Source organism: Lelliottia sp. RD5, assembly GCF_056032945.1.
In genome coordinates, this window is the sequence record NZ_JBVYHQ010000008.1 from 21435 (window position 1) to 39681 (window position 18247).

15 protein-coding genes and 1 pseudogene are annotated in these 18247 nt (G+C 53.0%); 9 read left to right on the forward strand and 7 right to left on the reverse strand.

The window, feature by feature from the left end:
- Positions 1-10 precede the first annotated feature (10 nt).
- From bcsB to AC0LWE_RS19630, 6 genes are all read left to right on the forward strand, one after another.
- Positions 11-2443 carry a cellulose biosynthesis cyclic di-GMP-binding regulatory protein BcsB gene (gene bcsB, locus AC0LWE_RS19605; RefSeq protein WP_219347277.1) on the forward strand — a complete coding sequence of 811 codons (2433 nt, stop codon included), beginning with the start codon at positions 11-13 and terminating at the stop codon, positions 2441-2443.
- Between the two features lie 6 nt (positions 2444-2449).
- A complete protein-coding gene (gene bcsZ / locus AC0LWE_RS19610) occupies positions 2450-3556 on the forward strand; it encodes a cellulose synthase complex periplasmic endoglucanase BcsZ (protein ID WP_202668626.1) in 1107 nt (368 codons plus the stop codon).
- Positions 3538-7020 carry a cellulose synthase complex outer membrane protein BcsC gene (gene bcsC, locus AC0LWE_RS19615; RefSeq protein WP_219347278.1) on the forward strand — a complete coding sequence of 1161 codons (3483 nt, stop codon included), beginning with the start codon at positions 3538-3540 and terminating at the stop codon, positions 7018-7020. Before bcsZ ends, bcsC begins: the two co-directional genes overlap by 19 nt.
- Before the next feature lie 118 nt (positions 7021-7138).
- Positions 7139-9145, forward strand: coding sequence for a biofilm formation regulator HmsP (gene hmsP, locus AC0LWE_RS19620; protein ID WP_219347279.1), 2007 nt, complete (start codon positions 7139-7141; stop codon positions 9143-9145).
- Between the two features lie 159 nt (positions 9146-9304).
- Positions 9305-10591 (forward strand): dicarboxylate/amino acid:cation symporter, encoded by a 1287-nt coding sequence (locus AC0LWE_RS19625; RefSeq protein ID WP_059180385.1) that lies wholly within the window; start codon positions 9305-9307, stop codon positions 10589-10591.
- A 224-nt stretch (positions 10592-10815) separates the two neighbouring features.
- The gene (locus AC0LWE_RS19630) at positions 10816-12309 is read left to right on the forward strand and encodes a M16 family metallopeptidase (RefSeq protein ID WP_219347280.1); all 1494 of its coding nucleotides are present in this window, start codon (positions 10816-10818) and stop codon (positions 12307-12309) included.
- 101 nt (positions 12310-12410) lie between these two features.
- Here AC0LWE_RS19630 and AC0LWE_RS19635 read toward each other — a convergent pair whose 3' ends face one another.
- The 3 genes from AC0LWE_RS19635 to AC0LWE_RS19645 are packed head-to-tail and all read right to left on the reverse strand — an operon-like array spanning position 12411 to position 13536.
- Positions 12411-12908, reverse strand: a complete 498-nt coding sequence (locus AC0LWE_RS19635; RefSeq protein ID WP_219347281.1) for an Hcp family type VI secretion system effector — start codon at positions 12906-12908, stop codon at positions 12411-12413.
- Between the two features lie 5 nt (positions 12909-12913).
- Positions 12914-13255, reverse strand: coding sequence for a putative T6SS immunity periplasmic lipoprotein (locus AC0LWE_RS19640; RefSeq protein ID WP_202668629.1), 342 nt, complete (start codon positions 13253-13255; stop codon positions 12914-12916).
- On the reverse strand, positions 13252-13536 hold the full coding sequence (locus AC0LWE_RS19645; protein ID WP_219347282.1) for a type IV secretion protein Rhs: 285 nt from the start codon (positions 13534-13536) through the stop codon (positions 13252-13254). Before AC0LWE_RS19645 ends, AC0LWE_RS19640 begins: the two co-directional genes overlap by 4 nt.
- Between AC0LWE_RS19645 and AC0LWE_RS19650 the strand changes: the two are divergent.
- Positions 13477-13725 (forward strand): annotated as a pseudogene (locus AC0LWE_RS19650) (M16 family metallopeptidase); the annotation flags it as partial. The gene AC0LWE_RS19645 and the pseudogene AC0LWE_RS19650 overlap by 60 nt on opposite strands.
- Before the next feature lie 101 nt (positions 13726-13826).
- On the opposite strand, the gene AC0LWE_RS19655 reads toward AC0LWE_RS19650, so the two are convergent.
- Genes AC0LWE_RS19655 through AC0LWE_RS19665 form a run of 3 tightly spaced genes read right to left on the reverse strand, consistent with a single transcriptional unit; the run spans position 13827 to position 15213 of the window.
- Positions 13827-14324 carry an Hcp family type VI secretion system effector gene (locus AC0LWE_RS19655; protein ID WP_219347283.1) on the reverse strand — a complete coding sequence of 166 codons (498 nt, stop codon included), beginning with the start codon at positions 14322-14324 and terminating at the stop codon, positions 13827-13829.
- A 2-nt stretch (positions 14325-14326) separates the two neighbouring features.
- Positions 14327-14659 carry a putative T6SS immunity periplasmic lipoprotein gene (locus AC0LWE_RS19660; RefSeq protein ID WP_202714263.1) on the reverse strand — a complete coding sequence of 111 codons (333 nt, stop codon included), beginning with the start codon at positions 14657-14659 and terminating at the stop codon, positions 14327-14329.
- Complete coding sequence (locus AC0LWE_RS19665) at positions 14656-15213, reverse strand: alpha-crystallin domain-containing protein (protein WP_219347284.1); 558 nt, start codon at positions 15211-15213, stop codon at positions 14656-14658. The genes AC0LWE_RS19660 and AC0LWE_RS19665 overlap by 4 nt, the downstream gene beginning before the upstream one ends.
- A 479-nt stretch (positions 15214-15692) precedes the next feature.
- Here AC0LWE_RS19665 and AC0LWE_RS19670 point away from each other — a divergent pair, with 479 nt between their 5' ends.
- Positions 15693-16112, forward strand: coding sequence for a hypothetical protein (locus AC0LWE_RS19670; RefSeq protein ID WP_216980805.1), 420 nt, complete (start codon positions 15693-15695; stop codon positions 16110-16112).
- Between the two features lie 122 nt (positions 16113-16234).
- Here AC0LWE_RS19670 and kdgK read toward each other — a convergent pair whose 3' ends face one another.
- The gene (gene kdgK / locus AC0LWE_RS19675; RefSeq protein ID WP_219347285.1) at positions 16235-17164 is read right to left on the reverse strand and encodes a 2-dehydro-3-deoxygluconokinase; all 930 of its coding nucleotides are present in this window, start codon (positions 17162-17164) and stop codon (positions 16235-16237) included.
- A 231-nt stretch (positions 17165-17395) separates the two neighbouring features.
- Between kdgK and pdeH the strand changes: the two genes are divergently transcribed.
- Complete coding sequence (gene pdeH / locus AC0LWE_RS19680) at positions 17396-18169, forward strand: cyclic-guanylate-specific phosphodiesterase (RefSeq protein ID WP_131489353.1); 774 nt, start codon at positions 17396-17398, stop codon at positions 18167-18169.
- Positions 18170-18247: the final 78 nt, after the last annotated feature.

Consider the following 18247-nt stretch of genomic DNA (forward strand, 5'->3'; position numbering starts at 1 on the left):
TGATAACGCGATGAAAAGAAAACTTTCCTGGATATGTGCTGTGGCGGTTGGGATGAGTGCGCTGCCCGCGATGATGGCTCAAGCGGCGCCTGAAAATACGGCGGCAACGCCTGCACCGACCGTGCCTGTCGTCGCGCAAGCGACCGATCCGGTGGTCACCGCAGCGCCAACGCAAACTGAAAACCTGGTGCCAAATCAGCCAACCGAAAGCAATACCCTTCCGGCGACGCCGACAGGTGCGCAGGCGGTTGGGCAGGTGATGCCGGGCGTTAACGGGGCGAATGCGCCTATTGTGGCTGAAAACACCCCGTCGCGTGACGTGAAGCTGACGTTTGCACAGATCGCGCCGCCGCCGGGCAGCATGATTTTGCGCGGTATCAACCCGAATGGCGGCGTTGAGTTTGGGATGCGCAGCGATGAAGTGGTGTCGAATGCCCTGCTGAATCTCGAATACACGCCATCACCGTCTCTGCTGCCGGTTCAGTCCCAGTTGAAGGTCTATCTCAATGATGAGCTGATGGGCGTTCTGCCGGTCACGAAAGAGCAACTGGGCAAGAAAACGCTGGCGCAGGTGCCGATCAATCCGCTGTTTATCACCGATTTTAACCGCGTACGTCTGGAGTTTGTCGGTCACTATCGCGACGTGTGCGAAAACCCGGCCAGCAGCACGCTGTGGATGGATGTGAGCCGCAATTCCTCGCTGAGCATGACTTACCAGACGCTGGCGGTGAAAAACGATCTCTCTGCGTTCCCGGTGCCGTTCTTCGATCCGCGTGACAATCGCGAGCTGAATCTGCCGGTGGTATTCGCCGGTTCGCCGGATATTACCCAGCAGCAGGCGGCCACCATCGTCACCTCGTGGTTTGGCTCCCGTTCAGGCTGGCGCGGGCAAAGCTTCCCGGTCCTGTTCGACAAACTGCCGGACCGCAACGCCATTGTGTTTGCCACCAATGAGAAGCGTCCCTCTTTCCTGCGCGACCATCCTGATGTGAAAGGGCCAATGGTCGAAATGGTGAATCATCCGGATAAACCGTATGTGAAGCTGTTGGTGGTCTTTGGCCGCAACGATAAAGATTTGGTGCAAGCCGCGAAAGGCATTGCGCAGGGCAACGTCCTGTTCCGTGGCAATAGCGTTGCCATTGGCGAAGTCAAACCGCTGCTGGCGCGTAAACCGTACGATGCGCCGAACTGGATCCGCACCGACCGTGCGGTCACCTTTGGCGAGCTGAAAACCTATGAAGAGCAGCTTCAGTCAACGGGGCTTGAGCCGTCAGCGATTAACGTCCCGCTGAATCTGCCGCCGGATATGTACCTGCTGCGCAGTAACGGGATTGATATTGCGCTGAACTATCGCTACACCGCGCCGCCAACCAAAGACAGCTCGCGGATGGATATCAGCCTGAACAACCAGTTCCTGCAATCCTTCCCGCTGACCAGCAGCCAGGACACCAACAAACTGCTGCTGCGTCTGCCAGTATTGCAAGGCCTGCTGGACGGCAAAACGGACGTTTCGATTCCGGCCCTGAAGCTCGGCGCGGTGAACCAGCTGCGCTTCGATTTCCAGTACATGAACCCGATGCCGGGTGGCTCGGTGGATAACTGTATTACCTTCCAGCCGGTGCAGAATCATGTGGTCATCGGCGACGATTCGACTATCGACTTCTCGAAGTACTATCACTTCATTGCGCTGCCGGATCTGCGCGCGTTTGCGAATGCCAGCTTCCCGTTCAGCCGGATGGCCGATCTGTCTGAATCCATAGTGGTGATGCCTAAAACGCCAAACGAAGGGCAGATCGCTACGCTGCTGGATGCCATGGCCGCCGTGGGCGCGCAAACGGGGTTGCCCGCTATTAACGTCACGTTGACCGATGATGGCAGCCAGATCCAGAACAAAGACGCCGACATTATGGTGATCGGTAACATCCCGGAAAAACTGAAAGACGACAAACGTATCGACCTGCTGGTTCAGGCGACGGAATCCTGGGTCAATACGCCGCTGCGCCAGACGACGTTCCCGAGCATCATGCCGGATAATGCGGATCGCGAAGCGAGCGTGCAGACGAATGTCAGCTCGCAAGGCCCGATGGCGGCGATTGTCGGGTTCCAGTCACCGTACAACGAACAGCGCAGCGTCATCGCACTGCTGGCGGACAGTCCACGCGGGTATGAGTTGCTGAACATGGCGATGAATGACAGCGGCAAACGCGCGGCGATGTTTGGTTCCGTGGCGGTGATTCGTGAGTCTGGCGTCAACAGCCTGCGCGTGGGCGATGTTTACTACGTCGGCCATCTGCCGTGGTTTGAGCGAATCTGGTATGCGCTGTCCAATCACCCGGTTCTGCTGGCGGTGTTTGCAGCCATCAGCGTGGTGTTGCTGGCGTGGGTGATGTGGCGTCTGCTGCGAATCATCAGTCGTCGTCGTCTCCATTCGGATAACGAGTAACGGACGATGAACGCGCTTCGTGGGTGGATGATCGTCGCGCTGGTTCTGGCGGCAACGAATGCGCGTGCAGCCTGTAGCTGGCCTGCGTGGGAGCAGTTTAAACAGGACTACATCAGCGATGGCGGGCGCGTCATTGATCCCAGTGACGCGCGGAAAATCAGCACCTCAGAAGGGCAAAGCTATGCGCTGTTCTTTGCCCTTGCTGCTAACGACCGCAAGGCCTTCGATTTGCTGCTGAACTGGACGAGCGACAATCTCGCCCAGGGGTCTCTCAGTCAACATCTGCCTGCCTGGTTGTGGGGAAAAAAGGATGCGGATACCTGGGCGGTGATCGACAAAAACTCTGCCTCTGATGCTGATATCTGGATAGCCTGGTCGTTGCTGGAGGCGGGGCGTTTGTGGAAAGCGCCGCAATACACCGCCACCGGCAAAGCGCTGCTAAAACGCATCGCCAGCGAAGAAGTCATTAAAGTGCCGGGTTTAGGCCTGATGCTCCTGCCCGGCAACGTCGGCTTTACCGAGGAGAAAGCCTGGCGCTTTAACCCCAGCTATCTCCCGCCGCAACTGGCGAATTATTTCACCCGCTTTGGCGCGCCGTGGACAACGCTTCGCGAGACAAATCTGCGTTTGCTGCTGGAAACCGCGCCAAAAGGATTTTCACCCAACTGGGTGCAGTATCAGCAAAATAAAGGCTGGCAACAGCAGCCAGAAAAAAACGTTATTGGCAGTTACGACGCGATTCGCGTGTATCTCTGGACGGGCATGATGCACGACCGCGATCCGCAAAAAGCCCGACTGCTGGCACGTTTTAAACCGATGGCGACGCTCACAACAAAAAATGGTGTCCCGCCGGAGAAGGTCGATGTCACAAGCGGTAAACCCACGGGCGATGGCCCGGTAGGCTTCTCCGCCTCGCTGCTGCCGTTTTTACAGGACCGCGATGCACAAGCGGTGCAACGCCAGCGCGTCGCCGACCATTTCCCCGGCAATGATGCCTATTACAGCTACGTGCTGACCCTGTTCGGACAAGGATGGGATCAGCACCGTTTTCGCTTTACCGCAAAGGGTGAATTACACCCTGACTGGGGCCAGGAATGCGCAAGTTCTCATTAAGTTTACTCAGTTTATCGCTTGGCTTAACGCTGATGCCGCTGGCGCAGGCCGCCAACTCTCCACAGCAAAAACAGTTGCTGGAACAGGTTCGGCTCGGCGAAGCGACGCAGCGCGAAGATCTGGTCCGCCAGTCGCTCTATCGCCTGGAGCTCATCGACCCGAATAATCCGGATGTGATCGCCGCGCGATTCCGCTATCTGCTGCGTCAGGGCGATAATGCGGGCGCGCAAAAAGAGTTGGATCGCCTGAAAGGTATCGCGCCGAGTTCGAGTGCTTATCTGTCTTCACAAAACGCCATGTTGCTCTCGACGCCAGAAGGGCGCCAGGCATTACAGCAGGCGCGTTTATTGGCGACCACTGGACATACGCAGGAAGCGATTGACGCATACGAGAAAATCTTCTCAGGCAATCCGCCAAACGATGCGCTGGCGACGGAATACTGGACCGTTGTTGCGAAGAACCCTGCGCGTCGCGTTGAAGCGATCAATCAGCTCAAAAAAATTAATCTCACCAGCCCCGGCGATACGCAGCTGCAAAACACGCTGGCGCAGCTTCTGTTCCAGAGCGGGCGCAGCGACGAAGGCTTTGCGGTGCTGCGGCAAATGGCGAAATCCAACGCCGGACGCGATGCGGCTTCCGATCTCTGGTATCAGCAGATCAAAGACGCACCGGTGAGTGCCGCCAGCGTGAAAGCCCTGCAGGATTATTTGCAGGTGTTCAGCACGGGCGATAACGTCACCGCTGCCCGCTCGCAGCTTGATGACCAGCAAAAACGCTTAGCCGATCCGGCTTTCCGTGCCAAGGCCGAAGGGCTGGCAGCGGTGGAAGCGGGACAGGGCGGCAAAGCCGTTGCCGAGCTACAGCAGGCGGTTAGCGCCAATCATGCCGACAGCGAAGCCGTGGGCGCGCTGGGGCAAGCGTATTCCCAGCGCGGCGATCGTGCGCGTGCGGTCACTCAGTTTGAAAAGGCGATCGCGCTTGATCCACAAAGCGATAACCGCGGGAAATGGGACAGCCTGCTGAAGGTCAACCGCTACTGGCTGTTGATTCAGCAGGGTGATGCCGCGCTAAAAGCCAATAATGTCAGCCAGGCGGAACATCATTATCAGCAGGCGCGTAACATCGATAATACCGACAGTTACGCGGTGCTGGGTCTGGGCGATGCGGCCGTTGCACGCAAAGATACGGCCGCCGCCGAGCGTTTTTATCGTCAGGCACTGCGCATGGACAGCGGCAACAGCAACGCGGTGCGCGGGTTGGCCAATATTTATCGCGCAGAATCACCGGAAAAAGCCGACCAGTTTATCCAGTCACTTTCCGCCAGCCAGCGTCGCAGCATTGATGATATCGAACGCAGTCTGAATAACGACCGGCTCGCGCAGCAGGCGGAACAGCTTGAAAATCAGGGCCGTTTTGCTCAGGCGGCTGAAATTCAGCGCCGTCGGCTGGCGCTCGATCCGGGCAACGTATGGATCACCTATCGTCTGTCACGCGATCTCTACAGCGCCGGGCAGCGCAGCCAGGCGGATGCGCTGATGCGCCAGCTGGCGAGCCAAAAACCGGGCGATCCGGAACAGGTTTACGCCTACGGTTTGTATCTTTCCGGTAACAACCAGGATCGCGCCGCGCTGGCCCATCTCAATACGCTCTCACGCGATAAATGGAACGGCAATATTCAGGAGCTGGCTGACCGACTGCAAGGCGATCAGGTGCTGGAAACGGCCAATCGCCTGCGTGACAGCGGCCAGGAGCGCGAGGCGGAAACGCTATTACGCCAGCAGCCGCAGTCTACGCGTATCGATTTAACGCTGGCAGACTGGGCGCAGCAGCGGGGCGATCGTACCGCTGCCAAAGCCGCTTACAGCACCGTTTTGCAGCGGGAACCGCAAAATACCGATGCGATTCTCGGCCTGACGGAAGTCTATCTTTCTGAAGGCGATAAAGACGCTGCTCGTACGCAGCTGGCGATGCTGCCCGCCGGGCAAAATAACGAGCCGCCGTCGGTGAATATGCAGCGTCGCATTGCGCTGGCGCAGGCTGAGCTGGGCGATACCGCCGCCGCAGAGCAGACGTTCAGCATACTGGTTCCGCAGGCAAAATCGCAGCCGCCGTCCATGGACAGCGCGCTGGTGCTGCGTGATGCAGCACGCTTCCAGGCCAGTAACGGCCAGCCGCAACAGGCGCTCGAAAGCTATAAAGATGCGATGGTCGCGTCCGGCATCACCCCGACGCGCCCTGAAGATAACGACAGTTTTACGCGTCTGACGCGCAATGACGAAAAAGATGACTGGCTGAAACGCGGCGTGCGCAGTGATGCAGGCGAGCTATATCAACAGCAGGATCTCAACGTCACGCTGCAGCATGACTACTGGGGCTCCAGCGGGACTGGCGGGTATTCCGACCTGAAAGCGCATACCACCATGCTGCATGTCGATGCGCCGCTGTCCGACGGACGGATGTTCTTCCGCAGCGATCTGGTGAATATGAATGCCGGTTCCTTTGAGACCAAAAACGGCACCTACGATCCTAAATGGGGTACCTGCGCCGGTACGCCGTGTTACGGCAGCACCAATCAAAGCGCGAACGGCGCGAGTGTGGCGGTGGGCTGGGAAAACAAAACCTGGGCCATGGACATCGGCACCACGCCAATGGGCTTTGACGTTGTCGACGTGGTGGGTGGCCTAAGTTACAGCAATGATTTAGGGCCGATTGGCTATACCGTGAATGCCCATCGCCGTCCGATCTCCAGCTCCATGCTGGCGTTTGCCGGGCAAAAAGATCCTAACACGGGCACGACATGGGGCGGCGTGCGTGCCACCGGTGGCGGTGCGAGCATCAGTTATGACAAAGGCGAAGCCAATGGCATCTGGTCGAGTCTGAACATGGACGCGCTTGAGGGCAAAAACGTTGAGGATAACTGGCGCATCCGCTGGATGACCGGCTACTACTACAAAATCATCAACAAAAACAACGAGCGTCTGACAGTTGGGCTGTCGAATATGCTCTGGCATTACGACAAAGATTTGAGTTCCTATTCGCTGGGTCAGGGCGGCTATTACAGCCCGCAGGAGTATGTTTCCTTCGCGGTGCCTGTGACCTGGCGTAAACGTACCGAAAACTGGTCCTGGGAGCTGGGCGGTTCTGTTTCCTGGTCGCATTCTAAGACCAAAGACGGAATGCGCTATCCGATTCAGGGGTTGATCCCGACGAATGAACCGGGACGATACGGCGACAGAAACGAACCTGAAGAGGGCAGCAGTTCGTCCGGAACCGGTTATACCGCGCGGGCGATTGTGGAACGTCGCGTGACGTCAAACTGGTTTGTCGGTATGGGCGTCGATATTCAGCAAGCGAAGGACTATACCCCGAGCCATGCGCTGCTTTATGTGCGCTACTCTGCCGCAGGCTGGCAGGGCGATATGGATTTACCGCCGGAACCGCTCACACCTTACGCGGACTGGTAACCGGAATTATCCTTAATAGAAATCTTAGGCTCTCTCAAATTCGTTGCGATCGGGTATACTCTGGCGGCAATAGGGTAACGTTTTGTTACTCTATGCTTTGGGTTTGTGGAGAGTCAAATTGCGTGTCAGCCGTTCTTTAACGATCAAACAAATGGCGATGGTGTCAGCCGTCACTATGGTGTTTGTTTTCATATTTTGCGTTATTTTGCTGTTTCATTCCGTACAGCAGAATCGCTACAACACGGCTTCGCAACTGGAAAGTATCGCCCGCTCGGTTCGTTTACCGCTCTCGGCCGCCATTCTGAAAGGGGATATCCCCGAAGCAGAAACCATTTTACAGCGCATTCAGCCCGCGGGCATTGTCAGCCGGGCGGATGTGGTGCTGCCCAATCAATTCCAGGCGTTGCGGATGAGCTTTATTCCCGAGCGTCCGGTTCCGATGATGATCATGCGCTTGTTTGAGCTGCCGGTGCAGATTTCGCTCCCGCTTTATTCCCTTGAACGCCCTGCCAATCCGCAGCCGCTAGCCTATTTGGTTTTACAGGCGGATGCGTATCGGATGCACAAGTTCGTGATGAGCTGGATCTCTACGTTAGTAACTACTTACTTACTTTTAACGCTGATCCTGAGCGTGGCCCTGACCTGGTGTATCAATCGGTTGATTGTCCATCCGCTGCGCAAAATAGCCCGTGAGCTGGATAATCTCTCGCCGCAGGACCAGGTGGGACACCAGCTTTCACTGCCGCGCCTGCATCATGACGATGAAATCGGCATGCTGGTGCGCAGTTACAACATCAACCAGCAGCGCTTGCTGCGCCATCATGATGAGCTGAACAGTAACGCCACGCGTTTCCCTGTATCTGAACTGCCAAACAAAGCCTTCCTGATGGCGTTACTGGAACAAACCGTCGCGCGGCAACAGACCACGGCGCTGATGGCTATCGCCTGTGAAACCTTGCAGGACACTGCTGGCGTGCTGAAAGAGAGCCAGCGCGAAATGCTGCTTCTAACGCTGGTGGAAAAAATCAAATCGGTGCTCGCGCCGCGAATGGTACTCACCCAGGTGAGCGGCTACGATTTTGTGATTCTCGCCCACGGGGTGAAAGAGCCGTGGCACGCCATAACGTTAGGTCAGCAAGTGCTCACTGTCATAAATGAGCGTCTGCCGGTGCAGGGCATCCAGCTGCGCCCGAGCGCCAGTATCGGTCTGGCGATGTATTACGGCGATCTGACGGCAGAACAGCTCTATCGACGCGCGTTCTCAGCGGCCTTTACCGCCCGTCGCAAAGGTAAAAATCAAATTCAGTTCTTCGAACCGGAGCAGATGGAAAAGGCGCAGCGACGGTTGACGGAAGAGAGCGATATTCTCACGGCGCTGGATAATAATCAGTTCGCGCTGTGGCTCCAGCCGCAGGTTAATCTTGAAACGGGCGAAGTGAAAAGTGCCGAAGCGTTGTTACGCGTGCAACAATCGGATGGTTCGTGGGAGCTGCCCGAAGGGCTGATTGAGCAGATTGAATCCTGCGGGCTGATGGTGACAGTGGGTTATTGGGTGCTGGAAGAGTCATGCCGTCAGCTTTCTGCGTGGCAGGAACGCGGCATCGATATGCCGCTGTCGGTCAACCTTTCCGCCTTACAGCTGATGCATCCGACGATGGTGTCGGAGATGCTTGAGCTGATCAATCGCTACCGGATCAAGCCCGACACGTTGATCCTTGAAGTCACGGAGAGCCGCCGTATTGATGACCCCAATGAGGCGGTGGCGATTCTGAAACCGCTGCGTAATGCCGGTATTCGCATTGCGCTGGATGATTTTGGCATGGGCTACGCGGGGCTGCGCCAGCTCCAGCACATGAAAACGCTGCCCGTTGACGTACTGAAGATCGATAAGACTTTTGTCGACGGTCTGCCAGACGACAGCAGCATGGTTGAGGCCATTATTCAGATGGCGCGCAGCCTTGATTTGCATGTGATTGCTGAAGGTGTCGAAACGGAAGCCCAGCGCGACTGGCTGGCGAAGGCGGGTGTCGAAAGTGGTCAGGGCTTCCTGTTTGCTCGCGCCGTGCCGTCCGATGAATTTGAAAAACGGTATCTCACCGCCGAAAACACTCCCGCAAAAGTGTAAGTTTGTTGCTGGCTTGTTCGAGTCAGCTCTAATTTCTTAACATTTTTGTTTCATTTTTGACGTGTGTTCATTTCTGTCCTGTTTTACGGGTGTTATTTTAAAGCCGCAGGTGAGTCTTACCCATAAAAAACCTGTGGTTTTTCTTCCCAAGGACAACCTATGAAAACCTCACTCTTTAAAAGTCTCTACTTTCAGGTCCTGACAGCGATTGCCATTGGTATTCTCCTTGGCCATTTCTATCCTGAACTGGGCGCTCAAATGAAACCGCTTGGCGACGCGTTCGTGAAGCTCATCAAAATGATCATCGCGCCCGTTATCTTCTGTACCGTAGTGACCGGAATCGCTGGCATGGAAAGCATGAAGGCAGTCGGTCGTACCGGTGCGGTTGCCCTACTGTATTTCGAAGTCGTTAGTACCATTGCGTTAATTATCGGCCTCATTATCGTGAACGTGGTGCAACCGGGCGCGGGGATGAACGTTGATCCTTCCACGCTGGATGCCAAAGCGGTCGCGATTTATGCCGAGCAGGCCAAAGATCAGGGTATCGTCGCGTTCCTGCTGGATATTATTCCCGGCAGCGTGATTGGTGCCTTTGCCAGCGGCAACATTTTGCAGGTGCTGCTGTTCGCCGTGCTGTTTGGTTTTGCCCTGCATCGCCTGGGCAGTAAAGGCCAGCTGATTTTCAACGTGATTGAAAGCTTCTCGCAGGTCATTTTCGGCATCATCAATATGATCATGCGCCTGGCGCCCATTGGTGCGTTCGGGGCGATGGCCTTCACGATCGGTAAATATGGCGTGGGCACGCTGATTCAGCTCGGCCAGCTGATCATCTGCTTCTATATCACCTGTATTCTGTTTGTGGTGGTGGTGCTGGGTTCAATTGCGCGCGCGACCGGTTTCAGCATCTTCAAATTCATCCGTTACATCCGCGAAGAGCTGCTGATTGTGCTCGGTACGTCCTCGTCTGAATCTGCGTTGCCGCGCATGCTCGATAAGATGGAGAAGCTTGGCTGTCGTAAATCGGTCGTGGGGCTGGTGATACCGACCGGCTACTCATTCAACCTCGACGGAACGTCGATTTATCTGACCATGGCCGCCGTGTTTATCGCCCAGGCGACAAACAGCCATATGGATATTTTCCATCAGATAACCCTGCTGGTGGTGCTTCTGTTGTCTTCAAAAGGGGCGGCGGGCGTTACGGGCAGCGGGTTTATCGTCCTGGCGGCCACCATTTCGGCCGTAGGACACCTGCCAATTGCGGGTCTGGCGTTGATTCTCGGTATCGACCGCTTTATGTCTGAAGCCCGTGCCCTGACCAACCTAATTGGTAACGGCGTTGCCACCGTGGTGGTAGCGAAATGGGTCAAAGAGCTGGACCATAAAAAACTCGACGATACGCTGAATAATCGCGTGCCAGATAGCAAAACCCAAGGTTTATCCTCATAAAATCAGCACTTATGCCCGCTTACCCTTGTCGGGGGGCGGGCTCCTGCGCATAATAACGACTCATATCTGTCATACTTCGACAAGATTTTTTTCGGGAATTTTTCACTTCATGCCGTGACGTTTCACCCTTCACGCGGTCTAATCGAAGTGTTTGAAAGTTTTTTACAGAGTGCTCGAGGCAGTGAGACACTCTTTTTAACCAGGATTGTTGATCAGGGGTTTACATGCAGGGCACAAAAATTCGACTCTTAACCGGCGGTTTGCTGATGATGGCAGCAGCCAGTTATGTGCAGGCAGATACTCTCCAGCCCGACCCGGCCTGGCAACAGGGAACACTGGCGAATGGTTTTCAGTGGCAAGTTTTAGCCACGCCGCAGCGTCCCAGCGATCGCATTGAAATTCGCCTTTCTGTTAACACCGGTTCACTGACTGAAAGCTCTCAGCAGAGCGGGTTCAGCCATTTTATTCCTCGACTGGCGCTGACCCAAAGCGGCAGTTTGCAAGCCGTGCAGGTGCGTTCACTGTGGCAGCAGGGCATTGACCCGAAGCGTCCACTTCCGCCTGCCGTTGTCTCTTACGACTACACCATGTTTAACCTCAGCCTGCCGAATAACCGTAACGATCTGCTGAAAGAATCGCTGACCTGGTTGGGTGATACCGCTGGCAAAGTGGCGATCACGCCGGATACGGTCAACTATGCGCTAAGCAACAGTGACATGGTGGCGACCTGGCCCGCGGACACCAAAGACAGCTGGTGGCGCTATCGCCTGAAAGGCTCCACGCTGCTGGGACATGACCCGGCAGAGCCGGTCAAACAGCCGGTCGATATCGAGCAAGTTAAGTCGTTTTATCAGAAATGGTACACTCCGGATGCGATGACGCTGATCGTGGTGGGTAACGTAGATAGCCGTTCAGTGATCGAGCAGATCGGCAAAGCGTTTGGCGATCTCAAAGGCAAACGTGATGTGCCAGCGCCGGTTCCAACGCTGTCGCCGCTGCGCCCAGAGCCAGTGAGCATTATGACCGACGCCGTGCGCCAGGATCGTCTGGCGTTGATGTGGGACACGCCGTGGCAGCCGATTCGTGAATCTGCGGCGCTGCTGCGTTACTGGCGCGCTGATTTAGCGCGTGAAGCACTGTTCTGGCATGTTCAGCAAACGCTCAGCAAAAACAATGCGAAAGATATCGGCATTGGCTTCGACTGCCGCGTGCTGTTCCAGCGTGCCCAGTGCGCGATTAACGTTGAATCCCCGAGCGATAAGCTGAACGCCAATCTCAGCGTGGTCGCGAAAGAGCTGGCAAAAGTGCGTAAAGACGGCCTGTCGAAAGAGGAGTTCGATGCGCTGGTGGCACAGAAAGGCCTCGAGCTGCAAAAACTGTTCGCCACTTATGCCCGCACGGATACTGACGTTCTGATCAGTCAGCGTATTCGTTCCCTGCAAAACCAGGTGGTGGATATCGCGCCAGAGCAGTATCAGAAGCTTCGCCAGGATTTCCTGAATAGCCTGACCGTTGAGATGATTAATCAGGATCTTCGTCAGCAATTATCTCAGGACATGGCGCTGGTGCTGCTGCAGCCGAAAGGTGAACCGGAATTTAACATGAAGGATTTGCAGGCCACCTGGAATGAGATCATGAGGCCGGAAGCCGCGCTTGCTGCACAGCCAGCGGTAGATGATTTACATCAGGATGCGTCAGATATTCCGCGCACGCAGTAATGTGCGGGCGGATGCCCTGATTCTTGCCCTCTCCTACGGGAGGGGGCAAGGTCATCATCAAAACCCTCACAGAAAACAGAATTGTTCCGTCTACTCTCCATTTATCGGGTTTGTTGTTCCTGCTTTTTCTTCATCCATGCGTCATCATATTTAATATTGCCCCTGACATAATTCCATTCAATCGCCCGGAATCTCAGCCCCACAACCTCATGCATATTCGGCGCGGTACTGCCCGGATAATAAACATGAGTAAAATCTAAGGACGAGATAACCACGCTTTCCAGCGTGATGCGGTAGATCTCAACTTCAATTCCCGCCTCGACAATCTCATAATATTTAATGACCGCTTTCTGTAATCGTCGTGATTCACTAATTACATTAGCAAGATACGGACTGACTTTATCGAGTTGTTTATGAATGACAACGGGATCATGCTGTCGGGTTCCTGTCAGGTTTCCGGTATGGCTATCGACACCTGTTCGTATGCCATAGCTACTGTTCATCACCTCAATGGCACCCTCTCGGCCTGGCGAAATACAATCCCCGGTGACTTGCATTCCGTTTTCATCGTATAAAAATAAATAGGCGGGCAGTGACATTCTTATTACCTCAATTCCCTTAGTTGTCCATTGTTATTAATAAAGAACTCATGAATATAATTTTTACCATTCAAACCGTATGAAACAGCATAGCTATAACCATATTTCCATTTTATGTTAATGCAGTCGTCGGGATAAGAGAGATTCAGATTTTCATCATATTTTATTGTTGAAAATCCTTTCTCCTGATCTGATTCAATAAGGTAGTAATTCAAAACATCTTTTTTATCTACGCTGAAACAAAGTCTTTCATTACTGATGTAAGTGTATCTGGCTTCTGGTGCAGGCATTCCTCCGGGACAACCAGACAGCAGGAATATTAGAGGAATCATAACGAGTCTTTTCATCCAGGAAATCCTTTTAACACGGCTTTATATTTTTTAATCAATGAGTAAATAGATTCATCAGGGCTATAATCACGATATACATTAAAGCCACCATATCCATTGAAAGCATGGTTGAGCAGCAGCCAGTAATCACTCGCTAATGATGCTTGTTGTTCTAATCCATAATGCAGAAAATCGGCTTTATCTAAGCTATAACTGTAATCAGCGAAACGAGAAAATAGCAGTATCAGAAACTTCGCCAGGATTTCCTGAATAGCCTGACCGTTGAGATGATTAATCAAGATCTTCGTCAGCAATTGTCTCAGGACATGGCGCTGGTGCTGCTGCAGCCGAAAGGTGAACCGGAATTTAACATGAAGGATTTGCAGGCCACCTGGAATGAGATCATGATGCCGGAAGCCGCGCTTGCTGCACAGCCAGCGGTAGATGATTTACATCAGGATGCGTCAGATATTCCGCGCACGCAGTAATGTGCGGGCGGATGCCCTGATTCTTGCCCTCTCCTACGGGAGGGGGCAAGGTCATCATCAAAACCCTCCCAGAAAACAGTATTGTTCCGTCTACTCTCCATTTATCGGGTCTGTTGTTCCTGCTTTTTCTTCATCCATGCGTCATCATATTTAATATTGCCCCTGACATAATTCCATTCAATCGCCCGGAATCTCAGCCCCACAACCTCATGCATATTTGGCGCGGTACTGCCCGGATAATAGACATGAGTAAAATCTAAGGACGAGATAACCACGCTTTCCAGCGTGATGCGGTAGATCTCAACTTCAATTCCCGCCTCGATAATCTCATAATATTTAATGACAGCTTTCTGTAATCGTCGTGATTCACTAATTACATTAGCAAGATAAGGACTGACTTTATCGAGTTGTTTATGAATAATGACGGGATCATGCTGTCGGGTTCCTGTCAGGTTTCCGGTATGGCTATCGACACCTGTTCGTATGCCATAGCTACTGTTCATCACCTCTATGGCACCCTCTCGGCCTTGTGCCATACATTCCCCGGTGACTTGCATTCCGTTTTCATCGTATAAAAATAAATAGGCGGGCAGTGACATAATTAGCGATTCCCATCATTATCAATAAAGAATTCATCTGAATAATATTTTCCATTCAGGCCATAATAGATGTAGTAAAAATAGCCGTGCTTAAGTTTAACGGTAATGCAGGTGTCAGGATAAGATAAGTTAACATTACTCGTTGCTTTAACGACGGTATATTTTCTGTGAGGCTCATAGTAGATGTTATAAAAATCTAATGTATCTTTTTTATCTATGCTAAAGCAAATGACATCATTGTGCATAAATACGCCACGCTGCTCAGGTGATGGCTTGCCTCCGCCGGGACAACCAGTAAGCAGGAATACTAGTGGAATAAACAATGCGTTTTTCATGCTGGAAATCCTTTTAATACTGATTTATATTTTTGAACTAGATTATCAACGGACTCATTTGGGGAATAATCACGATAATCATACAAAGCGTCATTGCCTTCAAAACCATAATGAAGCAGTAGCCAGTAATCACTCGCTAATGATGCTTGTTGTTCTAATCCATAATGCAGAAAATCGGCTTTATCTAAGCTATAACTATAATCAGCGAAACGAGAAAATAAGCCCCGTGTTCTGACAAACATACCCTTTTGTGCTTGCCAGGCGTGAACCATCTCATGCATAAATCTGTGTTTTTTTCCTATGAGCTCTAAAGAGAAATCGTGTGAATAGGTTTCTTCTCTAAACCACAGTTCACCGTTGGGCGTCATCGCAACATCGATAGGCTGTAGGTTAAAGGGGAGATAGCTTTCTCGGTGTACCCATATTTTACTGTAAATGAGACTTCCCCCGAACAGTGTTTTAGCAAGAGCGATTTCTCCTATAGTAAGGAGTCTCAATCCATCGGGCTTTATCCGGGTTCCTGATGTTGGATCAATATCTTCGTTAACGGGCATTCAATAACCCTCTCATCCTTGTTGGTATTGATCACTTATCCTACAACCAGAAAATAGATGAAAGAAGCGATATTTTTCGAGATATTCACTGAACAATAATATTCACGAATAAATTACATCAACGCATTTCTTAAAATAATTAATGTAATTCGACACCATGCAATTACATTCGAAAATTAGATGCTCCTTCCAGTAATAACCATTTTAAAAATAACGTTCTCACCGTATTATTTTTACGCACCTGCAATAACAGGTGTCGGGATTAGCCTCCTGAATTAACTTGTTGGCGACTCAGTGGCGTAAATATGTCATTTTGAGTCACTCGTACGGCTACGCTACAATGGCGGGCCGGGCGGGGGCGTCGCAAGACGCGCCGGTTGCCAACAAGGCCGGTAAGGCTAACCCCGTCCGGTTCTGCCACCCGGAAGATTAGCCTCTCCGATGGCGGAAATGATTGTTGTTTTGTTGGAGATGTTCTTATGAATAACATTTTTTCCCCCGAGCACGACTTATTCACTGTCCCCTTCAGCGCCGCGACAGATTTCACCGATCTCGCCGACTGCTGCGATCGCTTTGCCGAAACGCTGATGGAATGCCATGAACCTGTCGAGAAAATGGCGCTGCTTGGCCGCATCGGCGCTTGTCTCGCGCTGCTACGCCCGACTCTCAGCGAGCCGATCCCGCCGCACCTGATCGGGCGTTTTACCGTCGATACGCTGCCCGAAACGGCTCCGTATTTTGAGCCGGATGCCGAAGCCCTGTGCGATTACTGCCAGTCGCTGACGCTGGTGCTCTGCGGACAATCGCTACTGCCGGAAACGGAAAAAACGCTGAAAGCGCTGCTGTGTGAGCTGATGTGGATGTTTGCAGGAGATCTCAAAGCGCCGCGCTGGTCTTGAGACCAGACCGCGCACTGATGAAGGGCGTTTAGCGCAGATTGAGCAGGCAACGGGAAAGACGGGGCAATCGCATCAGCAGATTGCCCCATAGCCTTCCCGGCTAAGACAGTTGTTTGCTACGTTTACTCAGGCATCGCATCACGTGGAATAATCGCCCCGCGATACTGAATCACGGTGCTTGCCGTCAGATGGCCGCGTTTGGCGGCGTCTTCAGGCGTGCCGCCCGTCAAACGCACGGCCAGATAGCCCGCGCTGAATGAATCGCCTGCCGCCGTGGTATCGACCACTTTGTCTTTGGCTAATTTCACCGCAGGGACGTCAATCACGGCTTCACCTGCCACCGAGACCAGACAAGAATCTGCGCCGCGCTTAATCACAACTTCGGAAACACCCGCATCATGCGTGCGAGCAATTACCTCTTCAACCGGCTTTTCACCCCATAACGCATTTTCGTCATCGAGGGTTAAGAACGCGATATCGGTACAGTGCAGCATCTGCTGGTAAACCTGCTGCGTCTCTTCGCGGCTGGCCCACAAACGTGGACGGTAGTTGTTATCGAAAATCACTTTGCCACCATTTGCACGGCACTCGTGCATCAGGGAGAGTAATTTTTCACGGCTGGACGGGCTTAAAATGGCCAGGCTAATGCCGCTCAGATAGAGATAATCAAACGTCGCCAGCTCTTCGCAAATAGCCGCAGAATCTTCGCTCTCCAGCCAGAATTTGGCGGCAGCTTCGTTGCGCCAGTAATAGAAAGTACGTTCGCCGGTGCTGTCGGTTTCAATGTAATACAGCCCTGGCAGGCGGTTTTCCATGCGCTGAATCAGCGAGGTTTGTACGTTTTCACTCTGCCAGGCTTCCAGCATCTGCTGGCTAAAGCTGTCGGTACCCAGCGCAGTGACGTAATTGACGGCAAGCGCTTCAGGAGCGACCTGGCGCGCAATGTAAACCGAAGTATTCAACGTGTCGCCACCAAAGCCTCGGCTAACTTCTGCGCCTTTCTGTGACAACTCAATCATGCATTCGCCAATCACGGCAATTTTTTTAGACATAGTCGTGAACCTGAACAGATAAATTAAAGTGAGTGTGCGCTGTGAGAAATTTATGGTCAACTATATTAAAACGTCGTTCCATAATTTTTTTTGAGCCAGCGCGTGTTCCGGAAAGTTTCTGTCATCTTAATTTCATTTTCCCGGCCAATTGAACATAAAGTTCTCACCTCGTAGGCCGATAACTCTTTGACGAGTCCAGACAGGTCATCTCTTTTCAACAGGACATCTGAAATGAAGTCAGAGCAGGTTATCCAGCGGCTATGCACCACTCCAGAAGCTAGTATCGAAAGCTTGCAGGAGCATCGCTATTGGCTGCAATGTGAGCGTGCTTATACTTATCAGCCTATCTACCGTATCAACGGCAGACTCATGGCAGTTGAGATTTTAACCGTCGTGACGCATCCATCCGATCCCACGCAACGTATTGCCCCTGACCGCTATTTTGCGGAGGTCAGCGTGCGCCAGCGTCTTGATGTTCTGGAAGAGCAGCTGGAAATGCTGGCGACGAAAGAAGCCTTTTTCATGCGCAATGACATCCTGGCGTCGGTCAACGTTGATGGCCCCACGCTTATCGCCCTGCGCCAGAATCCAGGACTGCAAAAACTCGTCGCCTCGCTGCCGTGGATGCGTTTTGAACTGGTTGAACATGTGCAGTTACCGCAGGACTCTTCGTTTGCCTCGATGTGCGAATTTGGCCCGCTGTGGCTGGATGACTTCGGCACGGGTATGGCGAATTTCTCGGCGCTGAGCGAAGTCCGTTACGACTACATCAAAGTCGCGCGCGACCTGTTCATCATGCTGCGCCAGACCCCGGAAGGCCGAAATCTGTTTACCTTGTTGCTGCAACTGATGAACCGCTATTGCCAGGGCGTGATTGTCGAAGGCGTAGAAACGCTCGAAGAGTGGCGCGATGTCCAGAATTCGCCAGCGGCAGCGGCTCAGGGCTATTTCCTGTCTCGCCCCGTACCAATGGATACACTCGAGAACGTAATTATCACCTTGTAACGCTTGCTGTTTCCCACAATAGCGCGTCAGTAAAACGCGCTATTGCCGGAAGCAGCAAATCCCCATTTCGCTTTGCCT

Coding starts and splice junctions, on each gene's coding strand:
- AC0LWE_RS19635 (WP_219347281.1), bottom strand. CDS start 12,908: ATGTCACTGCCCGCCTATTTATTTTTATACGATGAAAACGGAATGCAA.
- bcsC (WP_219347278.1), top strand. CDS start 3,538: ATGCGCAAGTTCTCATTAAGTTTACTCAGTTTATCGCTTGGCTTAACG.
- AC0LWE_RS19640 (WP_202668629.1), bottom strand. CDS start 13,255: ATGAAAAGACTCGTTATGATTCCTCTAATATTCCTGCTGTCTGGTTGT.
- bcsZ (WP_202668626.1), top strand. CDS start 2,450: ATGAACGCGCTTCGTGGGTGGATGATCGTCGCGCTGGTTCTGGCGGCA.
- AC0LWE_RS19655 (WP_219347283.1), bottom strand. CDS start 14,324: ATGTCACTGCCCGCCTATTTATTTTTATACGATGAAAACGGAATGCAA.
- bcsB (WP_219347277.1), top strand. CDS start 11: ATGAAAAGAAAACTTTCCTGGATATGTGCTGTGGCGGTTGGGATGAGT.
- AC0LWE_RS19665 (WP_219347284.1), bottom strand. CDS start 15,213: ATGCCCGTTAACGAAGATATTGATCCAACATCAGGAACCCGGATAAAG.
- AC0LWE_RS19670 (WP_216980805.1), top strand. CDS start 15,693: ATGAATAACATTTTTTCCCCCGAGCACGACTTATTCACTGTCCCCTTC.
- kdgK (WP_219347285.1), bottom strand. CDS start 17,164: ATGTCTAAAAAAATTGCCGTGATTGGCGAATGCATGATTGAGTTGTCA.
- AC0LWE_RS19625 (WP_059180385.1), top strand. CDS start 9,305: ATGAAAACCTCACTCTTTAAAAGTCTCTACTTTCAGGTCCTGACAGCG.
- AC0LWE_RS19660 (WP_202714263.1), bottom strand. CDS start 14,659: ATGAAAAACGCATTGTTTATTCCACTAGTATTCCTGCTTACTGGTTGT.
- AC0LWE_RS19630 (WP_219347280.1), top strand. CDS start 10,816: ATGCAGGGCACAAAAATTCGACTCTTAACCGGCGGTTTGCTGATGATG.
- pdeH (WP_131489353.1), top strand. CDS start 17,396: ATGAAGTCAGAGCAGGTTATCCAGCGGCTATGCACCACTCCAGAAGCT.